Here is a 25,793-nt window from a genome sequence, read left to right as displayed (position 1 = left end):
GTCAGATCACTCCATTCTCGCGCAGTGCCTGCAGGCGCGCGGCGTCATAGCCGGGCAGCTCCGCGAGCACCTCGTCGGTGTGCTGGCCGAGGGCCGGACCGGGGGTGCGTACCGAGCCCGGCGTGGCCGAGAGTTTCGGTGCCACGTTCTGCATCTTCAGCGTGCCCAACTCCGGGTGCATCGTCTCGATGATCGCCTGGCGCGCCTGGAAGTGAGCATCCTCCAGCATCTCGGGGGCCCGGTAAATGCCGCCTGCGGGGATGCCGTGTTCCTCCATGAGATCGATCAGTTCCTTCTGATCCTTGGTGCGCGTCCAGTCGGCCACCAGCTCGTCGAGTTCCTGCTGGTGCGCCCCGCGTGCGGAGTGGTTGTGGTAACGCTCGTCCTCGGCCAGCTCCGGCCGGCCCATGGCGGCGGTCAGACGCCGGAACACGGTGTCCTGGTTGGCGGCGATCAGCAGCAGCTTGTCGTCCCGCGTGGGGTAGACGTTGGAGGGGGCGACGCCGGGCAGGATCGAGCCCTGCCGTTCCCGGATGTAGTCCGCCTTGTCGTATTCGGTGATGAGGGATTCCATCATGTTGAGGACCGCCTCGTAGATGGCCGAGTCGACCACCTGTCCCTCGCCGGTGCGTTCGCGGTGATGCAGCGCTGCAAGGGCACCGACGGTGGCGAAGGTGGCCGCCAGGGAGTCGCCGATGCTGATGCCCACCCGGCTCGGCGGCGCGGACGGGTCGCCGCAGACGTAGCGCAGCCCGCCCATCGATTCGCCGACCGCGCCGAAGCCGGCCCGCTTTGCGTAGGGGCCGGTCTGACCGAAGCCGGACACCCGGATCATGATGAGCCCCGGGTTGATCTTCTTCACCTCTTCGTACGAGAGATTCCAGCGCTCCATCGTGCCGGGGCGGAAATTCTCCAGCAGGAAGTCGGCCTCGCGGACCAGGTCGCGGACGATCTGCTGACCTTCCTCGACCCGCAGGTTGACCGTGACCGATTTCTTGTTGCGCGCGATCACGGGCCACCAGAGGGACTGGCCGTGGGCCTTCTCCTGGCCCCAGTCGCGCATGGGATCGCCCTGGCCGGGCGGTTCGATCTTGACGACCTCCGCGCCGAAATCGCCCATGAGCTGGCCGCAGAAAGGCCCGGCCAGCAGCGTGCCCATCTCGATTACCCGCAGATCGGACAGCGGTCCCCGGTTAGTGTCACGATTCCCCGATTCGCTCGCCATGGTTCTCCCTCTGAATGCGCGGGACGGCGCGGCACGCGCCGCCGGTTGGAACCCCGCTAGTGTATACAATTTCGCCCGATCTTGGTTAAGGCTTTCAGGATTCTCTTGTCTGCTTCGCCGACTTGTATACAATAGGTGGCGTTTCCGCGACCCGCACTTACCCATTGCGCATTGCCGACGTGACATGAACCGCAGCATCTCCATTATCGAAGTCGGGCCCCGGGACGGACTGCAGTCCGAGCCGGAGGTTCTGCCCGTCGAGATCAAGGCGGAATTCATCCGCCGGGCGGTGGACGCGGGCATACGGCGTCTCGAGGTCGCGAGTTTCGTCAATCCGAAGAAAGTGCCGCAGATGGCCGGCGCCGAGGAACTCGTGGCGGCGCTGCCGCGCCGCGACGACGTCACCTATATCGGTCTGGTCCTGAACCAGCGCGGCTTCGAGCGGGCCCGCGACTGTGGCATCGACGAGGTCGGGATGGTCGTGGTGGCCAGCGACACCTACAACCGCCGCAATCAGGGCGTGAGCAGCGACGATTCCGTGAAGGCCTGGCTGAAGATCGCCGCGCAGGCGAGAGCGGCCGGTATCCGTGCCAACATCATGGTCTCGTCGGCGTTCGGCTGCCCCTTCGAAGGGGAGGTTGCGCCTGAGCGGGTGGTGGAGATCGTGCGACGGGTGTCCGAGGCCGAGCCGGTGGAACTGGCGCTGGCCGACAGCATCGGCGTCGCGGTGCCTTCGCAGGTTCGCGACCTGCTCGGCCGCGTGGCGGAGACGGTCCCCGGCATGCCGCTGCGCTGCCATCTGCATAACACCCGCAACACGGGACTCGCCAACGCACAGGCGGCGGTCGAGGCCGGCGTTGCATCGCTCGATGCCAGCATCGGCGGCATCGGCGGCTGCCCGTTCGCGCCGGCGGCGACAGGCAACATCCCGACCGACGACCTGGTCTACATGCTGGAGCGCTCCGACATCGAGACGGGCGTGTCGCTGCAGAAGATCATCGAGACCAGTCTCTGGCTGGAAGAGCAGCTCGGGCGGGGGGTTCCGGCGATGCTGCCGAAGGCGGGCATCTTCCCGGACGTGGCGTCTGAGCGCGCCGCCGCCGGGGAGTGAGGGCGCGGTTGCGGGCCGCGCGCAAAGCCGCGAGACTCCGGTTATCCTGTCCGGGGCTCCGGGAGAGAAAACGAAACGACTGTGGTGCGGCGAACGCGGCGTACCGGTGCACATGAACCAAAGCCATTAAGGGGAAGCCATGGCCTACCGACTCGGCGTGGACGTGGGAGGCACGTTCACAGATCTCTTGCTCGTGGACGAGAAGAACGGCGATACCTGGACTGCGAAGGTCCCGAGTACGCCCGCGGACTCCTCCATCGGCGTTCTGAACGGCATCGCCAAGATCTGTGATGAGGCGGACATAGATCCGAAGAAGATCACGCATGTCATGCACGGCACGACCGTGGCCACGAACACGATCCTGGAGGGCAAGGGCGCCACGGTCGGACTGGTCACGACCCAGGGCTACCGGCAGGTGCTGCAGATCGCGCGCTCGTTCGTGCCGGGCGGCCTGGGCGGCTGGGTGATCTACAACAAGAGCGCGCCGCTCGCGCCGCTGGCCCTGACGGTCGAGGCGGAGGAGCGCATGGGCGCCGACGGCAAAGTGGTTACGCCGCTCGACAAAGGCAAGCTCGAGAAAGAGCTGAAGCGGTTGAAAGGCCGGGGCGTGGAAGCGCTGACGGTCTCGCTGATCAACTCCTACGCCAACCCGGCCAACGAGCGTGAGGTGGCCAAGGTCGCCAAGAAGGTCTTCCCGAAGATGCCCGTGTCGCTGTCCTCCGAGGTGGTGCCGGAGATGCAGGAATACGAGCGCACCATCACGACGGTGGCCAACTCCTACGTGCGTCCGAAGGTGGACGCCTACATCAACAACCTGCGCCGAAACCTGCGCAAGGATCTGAACAAGGAAGTGCAGCTGCACGTGCTGCGCTCCGACGGCGGCCTGGCCTCGGCGACGCAGGCACGGAACTATCCCGTCAACCTGCTCATGAGCGGTCCCGCGGGCGGCGTCTCGGGGGCCATCTGGGTGGCCAAACAGGCCGGGTATCCCAACCTGCTGACCTTCGACATGGGCGGCACCTCGACGGACGTGGCGCTGGTCGAGAACGGCTACGCGCAGCTCCGCCGTGAAACCAGCGTGGGCGACGTGACCGTGCGCGCCTCGTCGGTCGACGTACGCACCGTCGGCGCCGGCGGCGGCTCCATCGCCCACGTGCCCGAACTCACCGGTGCGCTCCGTGTCGGCCCGGAGAGTGCCGGCGCCGATCCCGGTCCCGCCGCCTACAACAAGGGCGGCGAGGCCCCCACGGTCACCGACGCCAACGTGGTGCTGGGCTACCTGCCCACGGACGCCCGTCTGGGCGGCGACATGGAGATCCGCCGGGACCTGGCCGAGAAGACGGTCAAGCAGGTGGCCGACGCGCTGGGATTGCCGCTGAAGCGCGCCGCCGAGGGCATCATCAAGCTGGTGAACGAGAACATGTTCGGCGCCCTGCGGCTGGTCTCGGTGGAGAAGGGCTACGACCCGCGGGATTTCGCTCTCATCGCCTTCGGCGGTGCGGGACCCCTGCACGCGAACGCCCTGGGCCGTCTGATGAACTCCTGGCCGGTCATCATCCCGCCGGGGCCCGGCGTGCTCTGTGCCTACGGAGACGCCACAACGCGGATGCGCAACGAGGCGGCGCGCACCTACATCAAGCGCTTCTCCAAAACGACGCCCGCCGGCCTCGAGAAGATATTTACCCAGCTCGCGGCGAAAGCCTCGAAGACGCTGGACAAGGAGGGCGTGGCCAAGAAGGACCAGACCATCTCCTACCAGGCGGACCTGCGCTATCACGGCCAGGGTCTCACGCTGACGGTGGATGTCGACCTGGGCGATATCAAGAAGAAAGGACTCGACGCCATCGGCGACCAGTTCGACGAGATGCATCGCCAGCTCTTTACCTTCGCCCTCGAGGAGGAAAAGGAACTGGTGAATCTGCGCGCGGTGGTGAACGGCAAGGCCACCACCGTGAAGCCGGCGGTCATCGAGAAGGGCGGCAGGAGCGCGAAGGATGCCGTTATCGCCGAGCACAAGGTGTACGTGGACGGCAAGGATCGCGACGCGAAGCTCTATCACCGCTCGAAGCTGAAGGCGGGTAACCACATACCGGGGCCGGCGATCGTGCTCGAGATGGACTCCACCACGCTGATCCTGCCCGAGCACACCGGCAAGGTGGACGAGTTCGGCAACATCCTCATCCGCCCCGATGCATGAATACGAAGGGAGCACGACATGCCTGCAAGACTAGTTGAGACCAAGCCGCGCAAGTTCAAGCGGGAGAAGATCGACCCGATCACGCTCGACATCATCGAGAACGCCATGCTGAACGCGCGCTGGGAGATGGACACCGTGCTGTTCCGTACCGCCATGTCGCCGGGCATCCGGGAGCAGCACGACGAGTTCCCGATGATCGCCAATGTCGATGGCAAGATGGTGGTCGGTCAGTTCGGCAGCTTCATCCACGGCTTCAAGGAAGCCTATGACGGCACCATCGAGGAGGGCGACATCTTCCTGACCTCGGATCCCTATGCCTGCAACGGTGCCGTCAGCCATGCCAACGACTGGCTGCTGCTGCGCCCGATCTTCAAGGACGGCCGCCTGATCGCCTACTCGGCCATGTTCGGCCATATGACGGACATCGGCGGCAAGGTGCCCGGCTCGCTGCCCACCGACGCCCGCCAGATCTACGAGGAGGGCATCTGCGTCCCGCCCACCAAGATCTACAAGAAGGACGAGCTGCAGGAGGACGTGCTGGAGCTGATCCTGCACAACTGCCGGCTGCCGCACTGGAACCGGTCCGACTTCAACGCGATCGTCGCGGCCGTGCGTACCGCGGAGAAGCGGGTCATCGAACTCGCCGACCGCTTCGGCGACGACATCCTGTACTCGGCGCTGGAAGACCTGCTGGACCGCAACAAGCGGGCGATGGGCAGGCTCATCAAGGATACGGTGCCGACGAAGAAGCAGGTGTTCGAGGACTACCTCTGCGACGACGGTCTCGGCATGGGCCCGTACAAGATCCGCTGCGCGATGTGGCGCGAGGGGAACAAGGTCATCTTCGATTTCGAGGGTACCGACCCGCAATCGATCGGCTCGGTGAACTTCCTCCTGAACGAGGAGATGTTCAAGATGTTCTGCGGCGTGTACATGATCATGGTCTTCGACCCCCAGATCATGTTCAACGACGGCTTCTACGACCTGATGGAAGTGCGCATCCCCGAGGGCACCCTGCTGAAGCCGAAGAAGCCGGCGGCCCTGTCCTGCCGCACCCACGCATTGGGCCGCATCTTCGATGTGCTCGGCGGACTGCTCGGCCAGGGCAACCCGGACTTCCTCTGCGCCGCCGGCTTCTCCGACAGCCCGCACTTCATGTATTCGGGCTACGACAAGAACGGGCAGTGGTACCAGCTCTACCAGATCGGCTTCGGCGGCGTGCCGGGCAAGCCTTCCGGCGACGGCCCGGACGGCCATTCACTATGGCCGAGTTTCACCAACGTGCCGAACGAGTTTCTGGAGAGTTATTTCCCGCTGCGCATCGACGTGTACGAGACCATCCCCGACAGCGGCGGGCCCGGTTTCCACCGCGGCGGCAATGCGCTGCGGGTGGGCTATCGCTTCCTGGAAGACGGCGAGATATCCATCCATGACGACCGCTGGCTGACCTATCCCTGGGGCGTCAACGGCGGACTGCCCGGGCAGCGCAGCCAGAAGGTCCTGATGCGCGCCGACGGCAGCGAGGAGCTGCTGCAGTCGAAGTGCGACCGGATCGAGGTACGCGAGGGCGATCTGCTGTATTTCGACACCTGGGGCGGCGGCGGCTGGGGCGATCCCCTGGAGCGGCCCGCCGAGAAGGTCGCCGCCGACGTCGACGCGGGCCTGGTCACCGTGGACGGCGCGCGGCGCTATGGCGTCGTACTGCACTCGGACCTGAGCGTCGACGAGAAGAAGACCAGGGCTTTGCGTGCCCGCATGGCGAAGAAGCGGGGCTCGACCCAGCTATTCGACAAGGGCGGCACCATCGAGGAACTGAAGAAGCGCTGCAAGCGCGAGACGGGTCTCAACCCGCCGCGCCAGCCCGAGTTCAAGACCTGGGTGAAGGCCGACAACCGGGTGGAGGTGAAAAAGAAGGGCGGGCGCAAGTCGAAGGCGGCCTGAGGGCCGTCCCGATCATCGGCGCCGTCGGACGGTGACATCAGGCGGCAAGCATCGGCTTCGTGACGCCGAGGAACGCGGCCAGAAAGAGGAGGCCGTAGAGGGAATAGACGTAGCGCAGGGCGTGGTCGATCGCGCCGCTGATGCGGGTCTCCAGCCCGGGTGAGCTGCCGGATCGGGCCAACTCGCCCATCGCCGGGATCAGCGGCAGGAAGGCGCGGTCGATGCCGATGGCGGCGAGGCACACGAGTCCGTACAGGCCGATCTTCAGCGCCAGCCAGCCGGGTACCGGCGCCGAGCCGCTGCCGGCGAACAGCCACAGGGCCGCCAGCCCGCAGGCCAGGGCCACGGCGACCAGCCAGACGCGCTGTACGGCCGCCAGCACGCCCTGCACGGGCTTGCCCTCCGCGGCTACCAGTGCGAGGGTCAGGGTCAGCCACAGGGCCGTCAGCGCCCACAGCAGGGCGAGAGCCCAGCCGGGCAACGGGAGCGTGCCGCCGAGGTAACCCAGTGTTGCGCCGACGGCGAACATGAGACTGAAGGCGATGCGGGGCAGGAGGTCGATCCGGAGGGCCAGATCGAGCAGCGTGAGACGCTCGGCCGGAGTCAGGGCGGCATCGCGGACACGTCGCGCGGCCAGTAGCACGCCGAGGTCGGTGCCGAGCCAGAAGACGAGTAGCAGGATATGCAGATAGTCCAGCAGGCCGTAGATCGTGATGCCGCTCAATGGGGTGCTCCGCTCGTCGCCGTGGGTTTCTGGTTCGCGATCTTAGCCGGGGGAAGGGCAGCGTGAAAGCGGTCGAAAAAGCTTATGCAGCGGTCCGGGACGGCATCGTGTCGGGCAAGTACGAGCCCGGCACGCGCATTACCGAGCAGGAGGTGGCCGAGCTGGCAGGCGTCAGCCGGACGCCCGTGCGCGAGGCGTTGCGCCAGCTGAACGTCGAGGGGCTGCTGGAATTCGTGCCGAATCAGGGCGCGGTCGTCACCAGCTGGTCCGAGCGGGAGCTGGACGAGATCTTCGACCTGCGCGCGGTGCTGGAGTCCTTCGCCGCCGCGCAGGCCGCGCGGCACGCGGACGCGCAGACGGTGGCCAGCCTGCGGTCGCTGGCCGAACAGCAGGTGCAGGCCTCCCGGCAGCGCAAGCCGGGCTATCCCGCCCGCATCAGCGAGCTGAACGACCGCTTCCATCACGAGATCGCCGAGGCCGGCGGCAACCGGCTGCTGCGCAACATCCTCACCACACTGACCCAGTCGGCGCTGGTCACACTGACCTTCCGCAACTACGACACCGAATCGCTGGTCCGCAGCGCCCAGCACCACCTCGAACTGGTCGCGGCCATCGAGGCGCGGGACCCCGACTGGGCGGCCTCGGTCATGCGCAGCCACATCCTGGCCGCGCGTCGCGTGTTCGGGCTGGCGCCGCGGGAGAAGGCCGCGAGCTAGCGTCCGGTGGCTCGGCCCGTCCGGTGGGCGGCGTGGTATTCCCGGTTCGGCATCATGTCCACTGCCGTAGCCATCCGGTTGCTCATGTTGAAAAAGGAGGCAACCGCGGCGATGTCCCACATATCGCGTTCGCCGAGGCCGTGACTGCGCAGCGCCTCCCGGTCCTCTTCCCCGATCTGTTGTGGCGTGACCGTGAGCTTCCAGGCGAAATCGAGCATCGCCCGCGTGCGCGGCGCGAGCGGTGCGACGCGGTAGTTCATCACCAGCATCTCGCCGAGTTCGGGATCCCCGGACATCTCCCGCACCGCAGCACCATGGGCCACCAGGCAGTAATAGCAGTGGTTGGCGGAGGAGACCACGACGGCGATCATCTCCCGCTCCAGCGGCGTGAGGCCGGACTCCTCCAGCATCAGGTTGTTGTAGAAGCCGGCGAAGGCGCGCAGCTGGTCCTGGTCGAAGCTGTGGGCCTTCAGCACGTTCGGCACCATGCCGAGCTTCTCCTCGCAGACCCGGAAGTATTTCGCCATGTCGGGGTCGAGGTCGGCAGGATCCGGCAGTTCGATGTCCAGGGCGATGATGTAATCGGGCTGTGGCATGGTCGTCGTTCCTCCGTCAGTTGCGCTCGGCCGCCGCGCGTTCGGCCGGAACTTTGCCGGCCTCCTGCAGGCGGGCCCATTCGCGTTTGCCCTCCTGCACCAGGCGATAGATTTCCCGGGCCCGTCCGCCGACGCGCTCGAGCACGGTCTCGTGGGTGCCGGCCAGGGCGGCGCGCCAGCGCTGCCGCTGTTCCCCGTCCAGCCGGTGGACCTCCACCGACTGGGCCGGGAGTTGTTCGGTCAGGATGTCCGCGAGGACACGCCGCACGTCGTCCCGGCTGTACTGCAGCGGGTCCAGGGCGTTCATGATCACTTCCTGCTTGCGCTCGGAGAGCGCGCGGAACCAGGTCCGGTTGGCAACGATGAGTCCGGTGTCGAAGGCGTGACCGGTCAGCGTCAGGTGCCTGGCCTCCCGGGAGATGCCGGCGATCGCGTACATGCCGGTGCCGCTCTGGCCGCTTTCGATCAGGCCGGTCTGCAATGACGGGATCACCTCGGAGAAGGTGACGGGCGTGCTGTCGGCGCCGATGGCCTCCGTGAAGACCTGGGAGCCGATTGCGTTGGAGGCCCGCATCGGTCGGTCCCGGGCGTCCTCCGGCGTGATGATGGGCGTCAGTCCGTAGATGTGGGTCCAGCCGACCTCGGCCCACTGCAGCAGCTCCATGCCTTTCGCCGCGAACAGCTCGCGGAAGGCAGGGGTCAGGTAGTTGTCGATGACGAAGTCGACCTCGCCCACCGAATCGAACAGATAGGGCGCGAGCAGGACGTTCAGCTCCGGCACCACTACCGCGAGGCCCTGCAGGGAGAAGCCGCCGATATGGACGCGGCCGCGCCGCAGGCTGGAGAGCATGGTCTCCTCGCTGCCGAGCTGGCCCGTAACGAACATGTCCAGCTCGAGGCCGGTGTCGTTCCTGGCGCGGAAACGTTCCTCGAAGCGCAGCCAGCCCTCGTGCCACGGCGTGCCCGGCGGACTCAGGGCGGTGACCCGCACCCGCGAGGTATCCGGCGTACTCTCGCCGCAGCCCGTCGCGAGGCTCAGGAAAACGGCCAGCGCGGCGCCCAGGAGACCCGGACGCAACTGCCTCACGCGGCCTCCATCCCGCGGGCCACGGCCGCGCGGTTGCCGACGCCGTCCGCCCAGCGGCGGATGTTCGGGTAGTCCTCGAGCCTGCGGGGCAGCCGGTTGGCCGAGTTGGCGGCGGTCGGGTAGGCGAGCACGTCGGCGATGCTGTACTCGTCGCCTGCCAGGTATTCCGACTGTTCCAGCCGCTCCTCGACGATGCCGAGCATACGTGCGATCTGGCTGTGTACGAACTCGCGCACCCGAGCGTCCTCCGTACCCACCAGCTCCTCCAGCAGAAACTGATTGGCGAACACGTGGCCGAGATCGGTGGCGGCGAAAGCGGCCCACTGCAGCACGGCATAGCGCCCGGGCCCGGCGGCGGGCAGCAGACGACCGCTGCGTTCCGCCGCGTAGATGGCCACCGGCAGTGTGCCGTAGACCACGCGGCCCGCGTCGTCGTCCTCGGGCTCGAGGAAAGGGATACGTCCCACGGGATTCAGCGCCAGCACCGAGGCGTCCAGGTGTTCCCCGGCGGCCAGATCGAGTATGCGGGTGCGATAATCGAGACCTGCCTCCTCGAGAGCGATGGCGGCCTTCTGACCATTGGCCGTGGCGGCCGTGTAGAGGGTGATCATCGTTTTCTCGTCGGCTCCTCGGCAAGTTCCGGTACGTCTGCAATGGTACGCCACGGTCAGCACCCGTGCAGCCGTCGGGGCCATTCGCGCTCGGCGACCGGAGTCTGCGATACTCGGCCCGCGGCGCGATGCCGCGCACGGGACGGTCACGAAGGAGCATGAAGTTGCCAGTGCTGAAAGGCCCGAGCCGCGGGGGCGGGATGTGAAAGCCCTGCTGGCCTCCCTGCATCGCGTCGAGCGGACCATCGTGATCATCGCCTTCAGCGGCATGGTCGGTGTCGTGTTCGCCGACGTGCTGGCGCGGGAGGTCACCGGCATCGGATTGCCCTGGGCGCGGCAGGTCGGCGTCTATTTCAATATCGTCGTCGTCATGTTCGGGATCGGGCTGGCCTCGGCCAGCGGTTCGCATCTCCGCCCCCGTTTCGCGGACGGATGGCTGCCGGCGCGCTGGGAATTCCAGCTTGCATTCCTGCAGCACGCGCTGTTCGCACTATTCTGCGTCGCCTTCGCCGTCATCGCGACCGACATGGTGATCACCAGTGTCCGGCTCGACGAGCGTTCCGAGATCCTGCGCCTGCCCGTGTGGCCCATCCAGGCGGTGATCCCCCTCGCGTTCGGCGTCGCGGCGCTGCGCCACGGCATCTATGCCGTGCGGCCGGAGCTGAGGCCGACGCCGCCGGCGACCGGCACGGACGACAGCTGACATGGGCGCACTCTGGCTACTTGCGCTCGTCTTCGTGCTGCTGGCACTGCGGCAGAACCTGCTGGTCATCCTCGGTACCGCCGTCGCGTACCTTTACCTCTTCTACACCGAGGACGAGCTCAGCTTCATCGTGCTCGACGCCTGGGGCGCGCTGAACAAGGAAGTCCTGCTGTCGATACCGTTGTTCATCCTGGCCGGCAATATCATGGCCAAGGGCGGCATGGCGCTGCGGCTGGTGCGGCTGGTCAAGGCGCTCACCGGACCCGTGCCCGGCGGCCTGGCCATCGCCACCGTGCTCTCCTGCGCCATCTTCGCGGCCATCTCCGGTTCGGGCACGGTCACGCTGCTCGCGGTGGGCGCGGTGATGTATCCCGCGCTGCTGCAGGCCGGCTACGACAAGCGTTTCTCGCTGGGTGCGCTGACCTCGGCCGGCACGCTCGGCATCATCGTGCCGCCGTCGATCCCGCTCATCCTGTACGGGGTGATGACGCAGACCTCGATCGCCGATCTGTTCATCGCCGGACTCGGTCCGGCGCTGCTGCTGACCGGTCTGATGGCGGCCTACGCGGTGGCCGTAAACTGGCATCGCGACCGTCAGCCCATCGTGTATGCGGAGGTGCGCGAGGCCGCCTGGCACGGCGTGCTGGCGCTGCTGATGCCGGTGATCATCCTGGGCGGCATCTATACGGGCCACTTCACGGCCACGGAATCGGCCGCCGTCGCCGTCGTCTACGCGCTCCTGGTCGAGGTGCTGGCGCATCGTCAACTGGGCCTCAGGGACGTCGCCGAGGTCATGGCCGATACCGGACGGCTGCTGGGCGGGCTGTTCCCGGTGCTGATGCTGGCGCTGGCGCTGAACGTGTTCTTCACCTACCAGAAAGTGCCGGAACAGCTGGTGGACTGGCTCAGCGGCCAGATCGACAGCCGCGTGGCTTTCCTGCTGATCGTCAACGTCTTCCTGCTCATCGTCGGCTGCATCATGGACATCGGTTCGGCCATACTGATCCTCGCGCCGATGCTGATGCCGCTGGCGGCCGCGCAGGGCATCGACCCCGTGCACTTCGGGATCATCATGGTGGTCAATCTCGAGATCGGCTACCTGACGCCGCCGCTCGGCCTGAACCTGATCGTCGCGCTCGGGGCATTCCGGGAGAACTTCTGGCTCATCTGCCGGGCGGTCGTGCCGTTCCTTCTGTTGATGCTCGTCGGCCTGGCGGTGGTATCCTTCTGGCCCGAGCTGTCCCTGTTCCTCATCGATGACTGAGGGATGACTGACGGACGGGACGGCCGCGAAGAAGAATCAGCGGCGGTCTCTGCGAAGACCGCCTACAACGGTTTCGAGAGAGGAGAGAGCAAATGGCTATCAGTGCCGGAGAACGCATGCCGGAGGGGACGTTCGGCGTGATGACGTCCGAGGGTCCCGGACAGATGACGACCGACGAGTTGTTCAGCGGCAAGAAGGTGGTGCTCTTCGCCGTGCCGGGCGCCTTCACGCCCACCTGTTCCATGAATCACCTGCCCGGCTACGTCGAGCATGCGAAGGACTTCGCGGGGAAGGGCATCGATACCATCGCCTGCATGTCGGTCAACGACGCGTTCGTGATGGGTGCCTGGGGCAAGGACCGGGGCGTCGGCGACAAGGTGTTGATGCTCGCGGACGGCAACGGCGACTACACGCGGAAACTCGGTCTCGAGCTCGATGCCAGCGGCTTCGGCATGGGGCAGCGCAGCCAGCGATTCGCCATCCTGGTCGATGACGGCGTGGCGAAAGTGGTCAACGTCGAGGCGCCCGGGCAGTTCGAGGTGAGTTCGGCGGAGACGATGCTGGCGGCGGTCTGAGCGACGCAGTGGCCGCGCCGGTCAATCGCCGGGTCGTCCTCGCGCGCGTCCCGGACGGCGTCCCGGTGCCGGGCGATTTCCGCCTGACCGAGGGTGAGGCGCCGGAGGCCGGGCCGGGCGAGTTCGTCTCGCGCACGCTCTGGCTGTCGCTGGACCCCTACGTCCGCGGGGTAATCTCCGGCCGTCACCTTTCCGCCGACAAGGTCGGGCCGGGCGACGTCGTGGTGGGCAGCACCGTATCGGAGGTCGTAGCCTCCCGGCATCCGGATTACCGGCCCGGGATGCTCGTCGCCGACCGCAACGGTTGGCAGGAGTACGGCCTGTCGGACGGGGAGGGGGTGCGCGTCCTCGATGCGGACGGGCCGCCCCCGTCACTCGCCCTGGGCATCTTGGGCATGCCCGGTCTGACCGCCTGGGCCGGCCTGAAATTCCTGGCGAGGCCCCGGGCCGGCGAGACGGTGGTGGTATCCGCGGCGGCGGGCCCGGTCGGCAGTATGGTCGGCCAGATCGCGCGCCTGAGCGGCGCGCGGGCGGTCGGCATCGCGGGTTCGGCGGAGAAGTGCGAGCTGGTGACCGGGAGCTTCGGCTTCGACGAGTGCATCGACTACCGGCGCGAAGATCTGCGGGAACGCCTGGCGGCCACCTGCCCGGACGGCATCGACGTCTATTTCGACAACGTCGCCGGTGACACCCTGGCGGCCGTGATGGGTAATCTGGCGCTCGGCGCGCGTATCGTGCTCTGCGGCATGATCGACCAGTACAATCGCAGCGGCGAGCCGCCGCCCGGCCCGAACCTCGGACCGGTGATCGGCGCCCGGGCCCATATCCACGGGCTCGTGGTCTACGACTATTACGACCGCTGGGACGAATTCGCGGCGGAGGCGGCGGCCTGGTACCGGGACGGCCTGATCCGGGCCCGGGAGGACGTCTCGGACGGACTTCGGAACGCGCCGGAGGCGTTCTGCCGCCTGATGCGGGGCGAGAATGTCGGCAAGGCCCTGGTCAGGGTGGCGGAGGCAGGCTGATGCTCTACGATCTGCTCGTGCTCGTGCATGTGATCCTGTTCGCCTACTGGCTCGGCGGCGACCTCGGCGTGTTCTACGCCAGTCGCTTCGTCTCGAATCCCGACCTCGGACGCGAGGCGCGCAAGACCGCGGCCGCCATCATGTTGGCGGTCGACATGTCGCCGCGCATCTGCATGGTGCTGATCCTGCCCGCCGGCCTGCATCTGGCCGCGATCCGCCAACAGTTGCCGCTGTCCGATGCGGCGCTGGCCCTGATGTGGGTGGTGTCGTTCGTCTGGCTGGCGCTGGTGCTGGCCGTACACTTCGTGCAGGCGCCGCCGGCGGCCCGTGCCCTTCAGCGCACGGATTTCGGTCTGCGCCTCGTTGTCATCGGTGCCACGGTGGGGGCCGCCGTGTGGCACATCGTGGACCCCGGCTGGATTCGCGCCGACTGGATCGCGCTGAAACTCCTCCTTTTCGCCGTCACGGTGGGCTGCGGGCTGGCGATCCGCATCGCGCTGAAGCCCTTCGGCCCCGCGTTCGCCAGCCTGATGGAGGAGGGGTCCCGGCCGGCCACCGAAGGGGCCATACAGCGCAGCCTGACCCGGGCGCGTCCCTTCGTCGTCGCGATCTGGGCCGCACTGGTGCTCGAGGCGGCGCTCGGAATCTTCCAGCGGCCGGTCTAGCAGCGGCCGGAGGACGCGGTGATGCCCGGGTACGGCGGACGGCGATGTCCGCCGCACCCGCGGCCGATCAGCTGCCCAGCTGCTCCTCGAGCTCCGGGATGGCCTTGAACAGGTCGGCCACCAGGCCGATATCCGCCACCTCGAAGATGGGCGCGTCCTCGTCCTTGTTGATCGCGACGATGGTGCCGGCGTCCTTGATGCCGGTGAGATGCTGGATGGCGCCCGAGATGCCGATGGCGATGTAGAGCTCCGGCGCGATGATCTTGCCGGTCTGTCCCACCTGCAGCTCGTTGGGCACGTAACCCGCGTCCACGGCGGCCCGTGAGGCGCCCACGGCCGCGCCGAGCTTGTCGGCCAGTTTGAAGATGATCTCGAAGTTCTCCTCGCTGCCGAGCGCCCGGCCGCCGGAGACGACTCGCGGGGCGGTGGCCAGATCCGGCCGGTCCGACGAGCCCGCCTGAAGCTCGAGCCAGCGGGTATGCGTGGGCAGCTCCGCGCTGACCGAGGCCGCCTCGACGTCGGCACTGCCGCCGTCCCCCGCGGCCTGGTAGGAGGCTGCACGCACCGTGGCGACCAGCGTCTTGTCCTCCTGCGCCTTCACCGTGATGATGGCGTTGCCGGCATAGATGGGCCGCTTGAACTCGTACGGGCCGAGCACCTCCATGACGTCGGAGATCTGGTTCACGCCGAGCAGCGCCGCCACCCGGGGCATGAGGTCCTTGCCGAAGCTGGTGGAAGGGCCGAACAGGTGGGTGTAACCGTCGGCGAGTTCGGCGACCTGGGGCGCCATTACCGCGCCGAGGGCATGCTCGTTGGCGTCGTTCTCGACCGTGAGCACCTTCGTCACGCCGTCGATGGCCGAGGCCTGCTCCGCCACGGCGGAGGCGTCCTTCGCGAATACGGCGACGTGGATCTCGGCGCCCTCGATGCCGGAGGCGCATTTGACGCACTTCGGCGTGCTCGGGTTCAGGGATTGCCCGTCGTGTTCCGCAATGATCAGTACTTTAGCCATCAGACCAGCCCCTTTTCCTTCAGTGCATTTACGAGTCCCGCGACGTCTTCCACCATGATGCCCTTCTGTCGCTGCGGCGGCGGCTCATAGGCCGTGATCTCGAAGTCGGCTCCCACGCTCACCCCCAGGTCGTCGGTACTCATGGTCTCGAGCGGCTTCTTCTTGGCCTTCATGATGTCCGGCAGCTTCACGTAGCGCGGTTCGTTCAGGCGCAGATCCGCGGTGACGACGGCCGGCAGGTCCACCTCGATGACTTCCAGCCCGACATCCACCTCGCGGGTGATCTTCGCCTTGCCGTCCGCGAGTTCCAGGCCGGAGCAGAACGTCGCCTGGGGCCGGTCCCAGAGTGCGGCCAGCATCTGGCCGGTCTGGTTGGCGTCGTTGTCGATGGCCTGCTTGCCTAGGATGACGAGTCCCGGCTCCTCCTTGTCGATGAGGGCCTTGAAGACCCTGGCGGCGCTGAGCGGGTCCACGGCCTCACCGGTCTCGACCAGGATGGCACGGTCGGCGCCCATGGCCAGGCCGGTGCGCAGCTGCTGCTGGGCCTCGCCGGGCCCGATGGAGACCACCACGACCTCGCTCGCATCGCCGCGCTCCTTGATGCGCAGCGCCTCCTCGAGCGCGATCTCGTCGAAGGGGTTGATACTCATCTTCACCCCTTCGGTCTCGACGCCACTGCCGTCCGATTTGACCCGGACGCGGACGTTGTAGTCCACGACCCGCTTCAGTCCTACCAGAATCTTGTCCACGAATACTTCTCCTCGGGGGTGCGTGCCCGCACCCTTGTTGGATGACACATGCAAACACGTTATTGTCACTGACCGACGCCGGAGTGACAAGGTGCTGCAATGCAGCGAAAACGGCAACCGTCGACCACCCGATGTCCGAAACCCCGCTCATAGAGCCCGCCGAACTCTCGGCCCTCACGGTCGACGAGCGCCTGCGCGTCGTCGACTGCCGTTTCGTGCTGTCGGACCCGGAAGCCGGGCGCAGGGCGTACGGGGAGGGGCACCTGCCCGGGGCGGTCTACGCGCATCTCGACGACGACCTCGCGGGCCCGGTGACGCCGCTGAGCGGCCGCCATCCGCTGCCGGATCCCAACCACTTCGCCGCGCTGCTCGGCGCCTGGGGCATCCGTCCCGACTCGCTGGTCGTCGCCTATGACGACGCCTCCGGGGCGCTGGCGTCACGGCTGTGGTGGATGCTGGGCTGGGTGGGCCACGGGCCGCGGCGGGTCCTGGACGGCGGGATCGATGCCTGGTGCGCTGCCGGACTGCCGCTGACCACCGCCGAGCCGGTGCCGCCCCGCGCGCCGGCATATCCGGTGCGGCCGGATCCGGAGCGGGTAGCCGGGACGGAGGCGGTGATCGAGGCACTCGCGGCCGGAGTCCCGGTGGTCGATGCGCGTTCGCGAGAGCGCTTCCTGGGCCGCCACGAGCCGATCGACCCCGTGGCCGGGCATATCCCCGGATCGCTCAATCACCCGTTCTCCGCCAACCTGGCCGAAGACGGCCGCTTCCTGCCCGCCCGCGAGCTGGCAGCCCGGCTCGGGAGCCTCGGCGTAGGCGACGACGGCAACGCCGTCTCGCTGTGCGGCTCCGGTGTCACCGCCTGCCACACCATCCTCGCTGCCGCCGTCGCCGGGCTGCGCGAACCCCGACTGTATCCGGGCAGCTGGAGCGAGTGGATCCGCGATCCGGATCGTCCGGTGGCTGCCGGCCGGGACTGATCGGCGCGCACCCGGCGCCGGGAACCGGCGGCGCCAACGGCTGTCTTATTTCTGCAACAGCCCGTCGATGCAGGATCTTGTCCGGCATCATAGTCGTCTAGAAAGTAATATGTATCAATTAGTTATAGCGTCTTTCTTATGCGTTTTATCGCTCCTGGCAAGCGCCGATGATCGGGTGGAGACCTCGCCGCAGGCGCTTCTCGAGCCCGCTAACGATTGCATCTTCGCGCGATCCGTCAGAGACTACACTCCGCTCGATCGGTCGCACCTGATCCTGCGGGGACCCTCCCGCAAGCGAGCCTACCTGGTCACGGTGACAGGTGCCGCCACGAGCCTCAGGACCGACTGGCGCATCGCTTTCAGGACGCGGGATTCGCGTCTCTGCCCCTGGGGCGACGATGCGATCCTCGTCGACGATCCGGTGCAACGTGAGCTGCGGATCACCTCGATCCGCGAGATCAGTGACCGCGACGTCGACACGTTGATGGTCCACTTCGGCCGCAGGGAGGCCGACGAACAAAAGGCTCCGGAGCCGGCCGACGTGCCGGATGCCGGGGTCGAAGAGCTGGACAGGCCGATACCCAGCCCGCAATAGCGGGTCCGACCTGTCTCGCGATCCGCGCATCATCTCCGTGCGGACCCACCCGGGTGGCCCGTCAGGGTCACCCGGGTTTTTATTGGGCCGGGTCTGCGGCCTGTCGAAGGTGCGCGGCCGGGGTTTGACTTTCCCGTCCGAGGACCTAAAGTGTCAGGCCATCCTGACACGGACTCGCGCGAATTCCCGCAAAAAAACAGCCACATGGTCGCCAGCTATTCAGAAGAACAGGACCTGATCAGGCAGCTCGAGTCCATCTGTGGCGCCGGTTTCGTCTCGACCGATCAGGACGAGCGCGCTTTCTTTTCCCACGACGTGTATCGAAACGGGGCGACCGCGGCCGCCGTTGCCGCACCGGCAGACGCCGATCAACTCGCAGCGGTGGTGGCGGCGACCACCCGATCGGGCTATGCGGTGATCGCGCGCGGGGGCGGCATGTCCTATACCGACGCCTACCTGCCCATCTGTGCCGACACGGTGATCGTCGACAGCCGACGGCTGGACCGAGTGCTGGAGGTGAACGCGGAGGACAACTACGTGCGCGTGCAGGCCGGCTGCACCTGGGCGGCCCTGAACGAACGGCTGGCCGAGGAGGGCATGCGTACGCCTTACTGGGGGCCGTTGTCGGGCATCCGGGCGACGGTGGGCGGTGCGCTCTCCCAGGGCAGTATTTTCCTCGGCTCGGGGCGCTATGGCACCGCACAGGACAGCGTGCTGGGCCTGGAGGTGATCGCCGCGGACGGCAGCCGCATCGTGACCGGCAGTGCCGCCACGGGCCGTGCACGGCCGTTTTTCCGCTACCACGGTCCCGATCTCACCGGCCTGTTCACCGGCGACTGCGGAGCGCTGGGCTTCAAGACGGAAGCCAGCCTGCGTCTGATCCGCCGTCCGGCGGCGACCGAATACCTGTCCTGGTCGCTGCCGGACGCCGAAGCCCTGTTCCGGACGATGTCCGCGGTGGCACGCAGCGAGGCCGCCTCCGAGGTCTTCGCCTTCGACCCGTACCTGCAGTCTCTGAGGATGAAGCGCTCCAGCCTGGCCGAGGACGTCCGGACGCTGGGCAAGGTCGTGGGCGGCGCCGGATCCCTCGCCCGCGGACTGCGCGACGGCCTGCAGCTCGCCCGATCCGGCCGCGGCTTCCTGGACGACGTGCCCTATTCGCTGCACGTGAGCGTCGACGGCCGGGATGCGGCCGATGCGGCGGCCGGCGCCGCGGCCGTGCGCGCCGCGGTCGGCGGTGCGGGCAAGGAGATCGACAACGCCGTGCCGAAGGTGATGCGGGCGCATCCCTTCGCGGAGGTGAACAGCATGCTCGGGCCGGCGGGAGAGCGCTGGGCCCCCGTGCACGGCATCGTGCCGCCGTCGGAGGCCGCGGCCCTGTACGCGCGCCTGGAGGCCCTGTTCGAGCGCCATGGCGAGGAGGCCGAACGGCTCGGCGTGCATCACGGTTACCTGTTCTGCACCATCTCCAACCACGCGCTCCTGATCGAGCCGTGCCTGTACTGGCCCGGCGAACGCACGGCCTTCCACGAACGGGTGATGGACGACAGCCATCTCTCGCGTCTGCCGCCGGGTGAAGACAATCCCGAAGCCGCGGCGCTGGCGGCGTTGCTGAAAGACGAGCTGGCCGGCCTGTTCCACGCGGCGGGCGCGACGAGTTTTCAGATCGGCAAGTTCTACCGGTACCGGGAGGGGAGGGATCCCGGGGCCTGGTCGTTGCTGCAGGCGGTGAAGCGGCAGGTGGACCCGGACGGGCTGATCAATCCCGGCGTGCTGGGCCTCGCCTGAGCCGCCGGAGCCGGCCCCGACGGCCGGGACTTCTGACCGAAGCCGACTACCAGTTGCGGCCGCCGACCCAGCGGCCGGCGACGCCGCGGAACGGGCGTAGGTCGATGTCGTCCCAGAGTCCGGCGGCGTAGTAGGGATCGCGTTCCAGAAAAGCCATTGCCTCCTCCCGGTCACGGGCATCGAGCACGTAGAGACTCCCCGTCATCTCGCCGTCCGGTCGGTCCAGCAGCGGGCCGGCGACCAGGATGGTGTCGAGGTGGGCCTCCACGAATTCGAGGTGGGCGGCGAGGTGTCGGCGTCGGATCTCCGCGCCGTCCGGTCCGTCCCGCAGCCAGGCTGCCATGGCCATCGGCGTCTCCTTCCAAGTACACATCGGGGCGTCCAGATAGTAGCATTCGCCGGCAGCCGTCCCGGCTGCGGGCGACAGGCGACGGCGGATACCCGGCAATCCATACTCGAGAGCCCGACGTCGAGCGCCAATCGGCAGCGCCGCGCAAGAATGGCGCAGAGGAGAACCATGCATAGCAGCAGGGAGGTCGGCCCGAAGCGTTACCGCGAGAGCTTCGGCCGCTACTTCGAGGAGTTCGAGCCCGGTGCGGTCTACGAGCACCGTCCCGGCCGCACGGTGACGGCCACCGAGAACACCTGGTTCACCCTGCTCACGATGAACACCCATCCCCTGCATTTCGACGAGCGTTACGGCGCGGCGTCCGAGTTCGGCCGCAATCTGGTCGCCAGTCCGTTCACGCTGTCGCTGCTGGTCGGCATGAGCGTGAGTGACGTGAGCCAGAAGGCCATCGCCAACCTGGGCTGGAAGGAGATCCGGCTGCCCCATCCGGTGTTCGCCGGCGATACGCTGTACGCCGAGACGGAGGTGCTGGAGAAGCGTGAGTCCCGCTCGCGCCCGGAGGCCGGCATCGTCACGGTGCGCACGATCGGCCGCAACCAGGACGGCGTGGTGGTGTGCGAGTTCGAGCGCACGATGCTGATACCGAAGCGCGGCCATGCCGTCGACGACCGCATCGACTACTGAATCCCAATAGTGTCAGTGACCCGGGAGCAGCCATGAGCAACACCGCCGGCAACGCCGAAGGCGACAACCGCTACAGCGCCGAGGAGGAAGAGGCGATCCTGGATGCCGTCGGGCGCTGGGTCGAGCAGGAGGTCCGGCCGATCGCGCGGGAGTACGACCTGGCGGACGAATACCCCCACGAACTGGTCGAACAGATGAAAGGCCTGGGACTGTTCGGCGCCACGATCGGTCAACGCTGGGGCGGCCTCGGCCTGAGCGCCCGCACCTATGCCCGCCTGGTCGCGTTGATCAGCGAGGCCTGGATGGCGCCCACGGGCATCTTCAACTCCCACCTGATGATGGCGGCCTGTGTCGAGCGTTTCGGTACGGACGAGCAGCGCGAACGCTGGCTGCCCCGGTTCGCCGCCGGCGAGCTGCGTGGCGGGCTTGCGCTCACCGAGCCGGATGCGGGCACGGACCTGCAGGGGATCCGCACGACGGCGACGCGCGAGGGCGACGCGTACGTGGTCAACGGCACCAAGACCTGGATCACGAACGGCCTGCATGGTGACTGCGTCGCGCTGCTGGTGAAGACCGACCCGGACGCCGAGCCCCGCCACCGCGGCATGAGTCTTTTCATCGCCGAGAAGGGGCCCGGTTTCACCGTCGGTCGCAAGCTCGCGAAGCTCGGCTACAAGAGCATCGACAGTGCGGAGCTGATCTTCGACGGCTATCGGGTGGGCGCCGACGCGCTGGTGGGCGGCGAGGAGGGGCGCGGATTCATTCAGGCGGTGGGAGGCCTCGAGCTCGGCCGCATCAACATCGCCGCGCGTGGCGTCGGTATCGCGCAGTCCGCGCTGAACCGGGCGGTGCGCTACTCGCAGGAACGCAAGACCTTCGGCAAGCCGATCTGCGAGCACCAGGCCATCCAGCTCAAGCTCGGCGATATGGCCACGCGCGCCGAGGCGGGCCGTCTGCTGATGATGCAGGCGGCGGCCAAGTACGACCGCGGCGAACGCTGCGACATGGAAGCCGGCATGGCCAAGCTGTTCTGCTCGGAGGCGGCGCTGGAGAATGCCACCGAATGCATGCGCATACACGGCGGCTACGGCTATTCGCCGGAGTTCGAGGTGGAGCGGCTTTACCGGGATGCGCCGCTGATGTGCATCGGCGAAGGCACCAACGAGATGCAGCGCATCATCATCGCCCGCCAGCTGATCGAGCGCCGCCGTCTGTGAAGGCGCCGCTGGCAGGGCTGCGGATCCTCAGCGTCGAGCAGTTCGGCGCCGGCCCCTACGGCAGCCTGTATCTCGCCAACCTGGGCGCGGAGGTGATCAAGATCGAACAGCCCGGCACGGGCGACCCGGCGCGGCACATGGGCGCCTGGCGGCTCGGCGAAGACGACAGCGACTACTACCAGACCTTCAACCTGGCAAAACGCAGCCTGACCCTCGACCTGAAACGGCCGCGTGGGCGCGAGATCCTGTACCGCCTGGTCGCCCGCAGCGATGCGGTGATGAACAACCTGCGGGGCAGCCAGCCCGCGCGCCTCGGGCTCGACTACGCCTCCCTGGCACCGCACAACCGGGCCATCGTCTGTGGTCACATCTCCGCCTACGGCCGGGACAACGAGCGCGCGGACTGGCCCGGCTACGACTACCTCATGCAGGCCGAGGCCGGTTTCCTGTCGCTGACCGGCGAACCGGACACGCCGCCGGCGCGCTTCGGGCTGTCCATCATCGATTTCATGACCGGCGTCGTGGGGGCCCTGGGCCTGGTGGCCGCACTGCGCGAGGCGGAGCGGAGCGGGCAGGGCGGCGACGTGGACGTGAGCCTGTTCGACGTGGCCCTGCACCAGCTGACGTACCCGGGTACCTGGTACCTGAACCGGGGTGCCGTCACCGGGCGTCTGCCGCGCGGCGCCCATCCCTACGCCTCGCCGAGTCAGCTGTGCCGCACCCGGGACGGCTGGATCTTCATCATGTGCATGACGCAGAAGTTCTGGGAGATCCTGCTGGAGATCATCGGCCGCCCCGACCTGGCAGAGGACCCCCGCTTCCGGGATCTCGCGGCACGCAACGAGCATCGTGACGCTCTCACGGCCGTGCTGGACGAGGTGCTGGGCGAGCATGACAGCGCCGAGTGGCTCGAGCGCATGCAGGGCCGCATCCCCGCCGCGCCGGTGCTCGACGTGCCCGCCGCGCTGGACAATGCCTTCGCGCATGCCGTGGGCATGGTGGAGGAGACGCCCCACCCGTCGCGCGCGTCGTTCCGCAGCCTGGCCAATCCTATCCGCATCGACGGCGAGCGGGCGCCCGGGAGGACCGGCTCGGGGCTCGGGGCCGACAGCGACGCGCTGCTGGAAGAGCTCGGCTACACGGCCGGGGAAATCGAGGCCCTGCGCGGCGAAGGCGTGATCTGAGCCGGCACGGCCGGCGGCAGACGGACAGCGAGAGGATACGATGAGCGAAGACCTGGTACTGCAGCGCGACCACGCGAGTCTCTTCGGCGAGATTGCCTACCTCAGCGCGAAGCCCGGCCACGAGGGCACGGAGCGCGGGCGCGAGAACTTCCAGATCCACGTTCACGCGGACGGTTGCCGGACGGTCACGGCCCACTGCGAGATCGACGAGGCACCGAGCGTGATGCGCGACATCACCTACAGCGTGGACGCAGACTGGATGCCCACGGACTGCTTCGTGCGCCTGAGCGTGGGTGACCGCTTCACCGGCAGCGGCTGGTTCCGTTTCGCTGCGGACCATGCCGAGTGCGAGACCTGGTCGGCCGCCGAGGGCCGCGTCACCCAGCGCATGGAGCTCGCCCGTCCGCTGGAGACCTTCCAGAACCATGCCATCGCCTGCGACGCCTGGCACCTGCGGCTCTATGACCGCAGCCAGGGCCCGGGCGTGCAGGTGATCGAGCCCATACTGCTGTCGTCGCCCGACCACCGCGGCGCGACGGGCCCGATGCTCTTCTCCATCGGCATCGGCGTCGAGTACGTCGGCGAGGAGACCATCGAGGTGCAGGCGGGCGTTTTCGACGCGCTGCATTTCCGTTTCGTGTCCACGCCCGGCCTGCCCCAGGAGCATCCGCCCTACGACGTCTGGTGCACCCCCGACGAGTTCCTGTTTCTGCGCGGCCTCACCGGCGGCTACATGCGCACCCATTACGAACTGGCCAGCCTGCGCCGCTGAGCGCGCTCCCGGCCCGGAGACGACCATGACCCACCTGGCGCCCGCCGGCACCCGCTCCACCTGGCTGTTCTACGGCTGGGTGATCGTCGCCATGGCCTTCGTGACGCTGTGGATCTCCAACGGCATGACCCTGAGCGGGCTCACGGTCTTCGACAACGAGCTGCTGGCGGCCCTGAATCAGCCCGAGAGCATCGGACCGATCCGGCAGATGGCGGAGGAGGGCGGTCTGCGCGGCTGGGCGGCGCAGCAGATCCTCACCGACGAGGGCGAGATATCCCGCGCCGCCTACAAGTTCCGCGACACGCTCACGCTGCTGTCCGCGGGCCTGATGGGGCTGCTGGCCGGGGCGCTGGCCGACCGCATCGGCATCCGGCCCCTGATGGTGTTCGGACTGCTGCTGCTGTCCGGCTGCAACCTGATGTACGGGCGCGTGGACACCATCTGGGAGATGTATGGTATCCACTTCCTGTTCGGCATCGTGCTCACCACCGCCGGACTGATCGTCAACGTCATGCTGGTGTCGCGATGGTTCGTGCGGCTGCGGGGCGTGGCCATCGGCATCACGCTGGCCGGCACCAGTCTCGGCAACGCCCTGCTGCCCACCATCAACACCCTGCTGATCCAGTCGGAAGGCTGGCGCGCCGCCTTCGGCTGGATCGCCATCCTGCCGGTACTGCTGATCCCGCCGCTCCTGCTGCTGGTCAGGGACAAGCCCGCCGACAAGGGACTCGCGCCCCTCGGCGGGGTGCAGACCCGGGCCGGCCGCGCCTCATCGGACGACCTGCCGGGGATGACCTACGCCGAGGCGCTGCGCGACCGGAATCTCTGGCTGATCGCACTGATCGCGTTCTGTACCTTCTATGCCATCCTGGGCGCCGCCTCGAACCTGTTCCTGTACCTGAACGGCCGCGGGTTCACGCCGCAGACTGCCGCGGCCGGCATCGGCCTCGTGTTCACGCTGGGCCTGGTCGGCAAGATCGGCAGCGGCGTGCTGGCCGACCTGATCGGCAAGAAAAGGGTCTTCATCCTGGGCCTGGCCGTGATGTTCGGCGGCAGCCTGCTGATCCTCAACCCGGGCGCCATCTGGATCGGACTGGTGCTGTTCGGCTTCGGCTGGGGCGGGCTCTACACGCTGCTGCAGCTGCTGTGTGCCGACATCTTCGGGTTGAAGGCGCTCGGCAAGATCATCGGCACCATCACCATCCTGGACGCGGCCGGCGGCGGGCTCGGGCCGTTCCTCACCGGCTACTTCTACGATCTGAGCGGCAACTACGAGCTGTCGTTCGCCGTCATCGCCGGTCTCGTGGGAGCGGCGCTGATGGCGGGGCTGCTGATCCGTATCCCGGAGCTGCCGCCGGGCGCGAGCGCGGAGGACGGCCAGGCCGGCGAGCGCGATCGGAGCCCGGCCGAGGCGGCTCAGTAACCCTCCCAGCTGTCGCTGACCTTCTCCTCGTCGATGAGCGTGCGGCGGGCGATTTTCCCGGCCTTGATCCACTGCCAGACCCGGCAGCGGTAGCGGCCGCAATCGGACATCTGGATCATCTCGTAGAGATAGAGGTCGGGCTCGCCCTTGCGCACCCAGTTCAGCATCAGCGTGCGGTTGTAGTCGTCCAGCGGCACCTCGGCTGCCCAGCCCGTGATGAGTTCGTTGTCGAACCAGACGCGCCCGTCGCGATACGTGGCCGGAAAGTCGCGGGTCTCGGTGCTGCCGTCCTTCCAGGTGTACAGGTTGGTCTGGTGATAGGGATACTCTCCCGCCGCCGGAAAGCGGCAGATCAGCCGGCTGCGGTGTTCGTCTATCTTGTTGCCTTCGGCATCGGCATGCCGGTACCAGCCATCCCAGACGCCTTCGTTGGCCGCCAGCAGTGGCATCGTTTTCCGGATGTCGCTCATCGGTTCCTCCGTAGCGTTGGTCGGGCGGCTCGCGCCGGTCCGGCCGGAGTATAACGCCCGCTGCGGGCGGCCGTGACGGCCGGGCTAATCGGCGCCGCGCCACTGCTGCCGGGCGGGCGGGGAAGGCGAT

Annotated in this window: 26 protein-coding genes; 17 read left to right on the top strand and 9 right to left on the bottom strand. The window is 67.7% G+C overall.

Annotated features, from left to right (window positions below; all coding sequences use genetic code 11):
• Position 1: 1 nt before the first annotated feature.
• The gene (locus tag ACJMKZ_RS11330) at positions 2-1,225 is read right to left on the bottom strand and encodes a CaiB/BaiF CoA transferase family protein (RefSeq protein WP_405233335.1); all 1,224 of its coding nucleotides are present in this window, start codon (positions 1,223-1,225) and stop codon (positions 2-4) included.
• Positions 1,226-1,409: 184 nt separating this feature from the next.
• Here ACJMKZ_RS11330 and ACJMKZ_RS11325 point away from each other — a divergent pair, with 184 nt between their 5' ends.
• The 3 genes from ACJMKZ_RS11325 to ACJMKZ_RS11315 all read left to right on the top strand — a co-directional run bounded on the left by ACJMKZ_RS11325 (position 1,410) and on the right by ACJMKZ_RS11315 (position 6,474).
• Positions 1,410-2,336: a hydroxymethylglutaryl-CoA lyase gene (locus tag ACJMKZ_RS11325; RefSeq protein ID WP_405233334.1), complete on the top strand. Its 927-nt coding sequence runs from the start codon at positions 1,410-1,412 to the stop codon at positions 2,334-2,336.
• Between the two features lie 139 nt (positions 2,337-2,475).
• Positions 2,476-4,533, top strand: coding sequence for a hydantoinase/oxoprolinase family protein (locus ACJMKZ_RS11320; RefSeq protein WP_405233333.1), 2,058 nt, complete (start codon positions 2,476-2,478; stop codon positions 4,531-4,533).
• 18 nt (positions 4,534-4,551) lie between these two features.
• Positions 4,552-6,474 carry a hydantoinase B/oxoprolinase family protein gene (locus ACJMKZ_RS11315; RefSeq protein ID WP_405233332.1) on the top strand — a complete coding sequence of 641 codons (1,923 nt, stop codon included), beginning with the start codon at positions 4,552-4,554 and terminating at the stop codon, positions 6,472-6,474.
• A 37-nt stretch (positions 6,475-6,511) separates the two neighbouring features.
• Here the strand turns inward: ACJMKZ_RS11315 and ACJMKZ_RS11310 are convergent, their stop codons facing one another.
• Positions 6,512-7,198, bottom strand: coding sequence for a hypothetical protein (locus ACJMKZ_RS11310; protein WP_405233331.1), 687 nt, complete (start codon positions 7,196-7,198; stop codon positions 6,512-6,514).
• 62 nt (positions 7,199-7,260) lie between these two features.
• Here ACJMKZ_RS11310 and ACJMKZ_RS11305 point away from each other — a divergent pair, with 62 nt between their 5' ends.
• A complete protein-coding gene (locus ACJMKZ_RS11305) occupies positions 7,261-7,914 on the top strand; it encodes a GntR family transcriptional regulator (protein ID WP_405233330.1) in 654 nt (217 codons plus the stop codon).
• Here the strand turns inward: ACJMKZ_RS11305 and ACJMKZ_RS11300 are convergent.
• Genes ACJMKZ_RS11300 through ACJMKZ_RS11290 form a run of 3 tightly spaced genes read right to left on the bottom strand, consistent with a single transcriptional unit; the run spans position 7,911 to position 10,208 of the window.
• Complete coding sequence (locus ACJMKZ_RS11300) at positions 7,911-8,510, bottom strand: peroxidase-related enzyme (protein WP_405233329.1); 600 nt, start codon at positions 8,508-8,510, stop codon at positions 7,911-7,913. The genes ACJMKZ_RS11305 and ACJMKZ_RS11300 overlap by 4 nt on opposite strands.
• A gap of 16 nt (positions 8,511-8,526) precedes the next feature.
• Entirely contained in the window at positions 8,527-9,597 is a 1,071-nt protein-coding gene (locus ACJMKZ_RS11295; RefSeq protein ID WP_405233328.1) for a TRAP transporter substrate-binding protein, read from the bottom strand.
• Positions 9,594-10,208 (bottom strand): glutathione S-transferase family protein, encoded by a 615-nt coding sequence (locus ACJMKZ_RS11290; RefSeq protein WP_405233327.1) that lies wholly within the window; start codon positions 10,206-10,208, stop codon positions 9,594-9,596. The genes ACJMKZ_RS11295 and ACJMKZ_RS11290 overlap by 4 nt, the downstream gene beginning before the upstream one ends.
• A 202-nt stretch (positions 10,209-10,410) precedes the next feature.
• Between ACJMKZ_RS11290 and ACJMKZ_RS11285 the strand changes: the two genes are divergently transcribed.
• From ACJMKZ_RS11285 to ACJMKZ_RS11265, 5 genes are all read left to right on the top strand, one after another.
• Positions 10,411-10,911 (top strand): TRAP transporter small permease, encoded by a 501-nt coding sequence (locus ACJMKZ_RS11285; protein ID WP_405233326.1) that lies wholly within the window; start codon positions 10,411-10,413, stop codon positions 10,909-10,911.
• Position 10,912: 1 nt separating this feature from the next.
• Positions 10,913-12,175: a TRAP transporter large permease gene (locus ACJMKZ_RS11280; protein ID WP_405233325.1), complete on the top strand. Its 1,263-nt coding sequence runs from the start codon at positions 10,913-10,915 to the stop codon at positions 12,173-12,175.
• 92 nt (positions 12,176-12,267) lie between these two features.
• Positions 12,268-12,750 carry a peroxiredoxin gene (locus tag ACJMKZ_RS11275; protein ID WP_405233324.1) on the top strand — a complete coding sequence of 161 codons (483 nt, stop codon included), beginning with the start codon at positions 12,268-12,270 and terminating at the stop codon, positions 12,748-12,750.
• Between the two features lie 8 nt (positions 12,751-12,758).
• Positions 12,759-13,775 carry an NADP-dependent oxidoreductase gene (locus tag ACJMKZ_RS11270; protein WP_405233323.1) on the top strand — a complete coding sequence of 339 codons (1,017 nt, stop codon included), beginning with the start codon at positions 12,759-12,761 and terminating at the stop codon, positions 13,773-13,775.
• Positions 13,775-14,440, top strand: a complete 666-nt coding sequence (locus ACJMKZ_RS11265) for a hypothetical protein (protein ID WP_405233322.1) — start codon at positions 13,775-13,777, stop codon at positions 14,438-14,440. The genes ACJMKZ_RS11270 and ACJMKZ_RS11265 overlap by 1 nt, the downstream gene beginning before the upstream one ends.
• A 67-nt stretch (positions 14,441-14,507) precedes the next feature.
• On the opposite strand, the gene ACJMKZ_RS11260 is transcribed toward ACJMKZ_RS11265, so the two are convergent.
• Both ACJMKZ_RS11260 and ACJMKZ_RS11255 read right to left on the bottom strand, forming a co-directional pair.
• Positions 14,508-15,452, bottom strand: coding sequence for an electron transfer flavoprotein subunit alpha/FixB family protein (locus ACJMKZ_RS11260; protein WP_405233321.1), 945 nt, complete (start codon positions 15,450-15,452; stop codon positions 14,508-14,510).
• Positions 15,452-16,201 (bottom strand): electron transfer flavoprotein subunit beta/FixA family protein, encoded by a 750-nt coding sequence (locus ACJMKZ_RS11255; RefSeq protein WP_405233320.1) that lies wholly within the window; start codon positions 16,199-16,201, stop codon positions 15,452-15,454. Before ACJMKZ_RS11255 ends, ACJMKZ_RS11260 begins: the two co-directional genes overlap by 1 nt.
• A gap of 131 nt (positions 16,202-16,332) precedes the next feature.
• On the opposite strand from ACJMKZ_RS11255, the gene ACJMKZ_RS11250 reads away from it, so the two are divergent.
• The 3 genes from ACJMKZ_RS11250 (at position 16,333) to ACJMKZ_RS11240 (ending at position 19,564) form a co-directional block, all read left to right on the top strand.
• Positions 16,333-17,181: a sulfurtransferase gene (locus tag ACJMKZ_RS11250; RefSeq protein ID WP_405233319.1), complete on the top strand. Its 849-nt coding sequence runs from the start codon at positions 16,333-16,335 to the stop codon at positions 17,179-17,181.
• Between the two features lie 67 nt (positions 17,182-17,248).
• On the top strand, positions 17,249-17,776 hold the full coding sequence (locus tag ACJMKZ_RS11245; protein WP_405233318.1) for a DUF6491 family protein: 528 nt from the start codon (positions 17,249-17,251) through the stop codon (positions 17,774-17,776).
• 204 nt (positions 17,777-17,980) lie between these two features.
• Complete coding sequence (locus tag ACJMKZ_RS11240) at positions 17,981-19,564, top strand: FAD-binding oxidoreductase (protein ID WP_405233317.1); 1,584 nt, start codon at positions 17,981-17,983, stop codon at positions 19,562-19,564.
• A 46-nt stretch (positions 19,565-19,610) separates the two neighbouring features.
• Here ACJMKZ_RS11240 and ACJMKZ_RS11235 read toward each other — a convergent pair whose 3' ends face one another.
• Positions 19,611-19,913 (bottom strand): YciI family protein, encoded by a 303-nt coding sequence (locus ACJMKZ_RS11235; protein WP_405233316.1) that lies wholly within the window; start codon positions 19,911-19,913, stop codon positions 19,611-19,613.
• A gap of 168 nt (positions 19,914-20,081) precedes the next feature.
• Here ACJMKZ_RS11235 and ACJMKZ_RS11230 point away from each other — a divergent pair, with 168 nt between their 5' ends.
• From ACJMKZ_RS11230 to ACJMKZ_RS11210, 5 genes are read left to right on the top strand one after another with little or no spacing between them, the layout of a single operon-like run.
• Positions 20,082-20,597: a MaoC family dehydratase gene (locus tag ACJMKZ_RS11230; protein WP_405233315.1), complete on the top strand. Its 516-nt coding sequence runs from the start codon at positions 20,082-20,084 to the stop codon at positions 20,595-20,597.
• A 32-nt stretch (positions 20,598-20,629) separates the two neighbouring features.
• Entirely contained in the window at positions 20,630-21,814 is a 1,185-nt protein-coding gene (locus ACJMKZ_RS11225) for an acyl-CoA dehydrogenase family protein (protein ID WP_405233314.1), read from the top strand.
• A complete protein-coding gene (locus tag ACJMKZ_RS11220; RefSeq protein WP_405233313.1) occupies positions 21,811-22,998 on the top strand; it encodes a CaiB/BaiF CoA transferase family protein in 1,188 nt (395 codons plus the stop codon). Before ACJMKZ_RS11225 ends, ACJMKZ_RS11220 begins: the two co-directional genes overlap by 4 nt.
• A gap of 40 nt (positions 22,999-23,038) precedes the next feature.
• The gene (locus ACJMKZ_RS11215) at positions 23,039-23,770 is read left to right on the top strand and encodes a hypothetical protein (RefSeq protein WP_405233312.1); all 732 of its coding nucleotides are present in this window, start codon (positions 23,039-23,041) and stop codon (positions 23,768-23,770) included.
• Between the two features lie 25 nt (positions 23,771-23,795).
• The gene (locus ACJMKZ_RS11210; protein WP_405233311.1) at positions 23,796-25,193 is read left to right on the top strand and encodes an MFS transporter; all 1,398 of its coding nucleotides are present in this window, start codon (positions 23,796-23,798) and stop codon (positions 25,191-25,193) included.
• Here ACJMKZ_RS11210 and ACJMKZ_RS11205 read toward each other — a convergent pair.
• Complete coding sequence (locus ACJMKZ_RS11205) at positions 25,187-25,663, bottom strand: DUF3598 domain-containing protein (RefSeq protein ID WP_405233310.1); 477 nt, start codon at positions 25,661-25,663, stop codon at positions 25,187-25,189. The two genes, ACJMKZ_RS11210 and ACJMKZ_RS11205, sit on opposite strands and share 7 nt — an antisense overlap.
• Positions 25,664-25,793 lie beyond the last annotated feature (130 nt).

The organism is Lentisalinibacter salinarum (genome assembly GCF_040706555.1).
GTDB lineage: Bacteria > Pseudomonadota > Gammaproteobacteria > Steroidobacterales > Woeseiaceae > Lentisalinibacter > Lentisalinibacter salinarum.
This window is presented reverse-complemented; position numbering and strand designations above follow the sequence as displayed.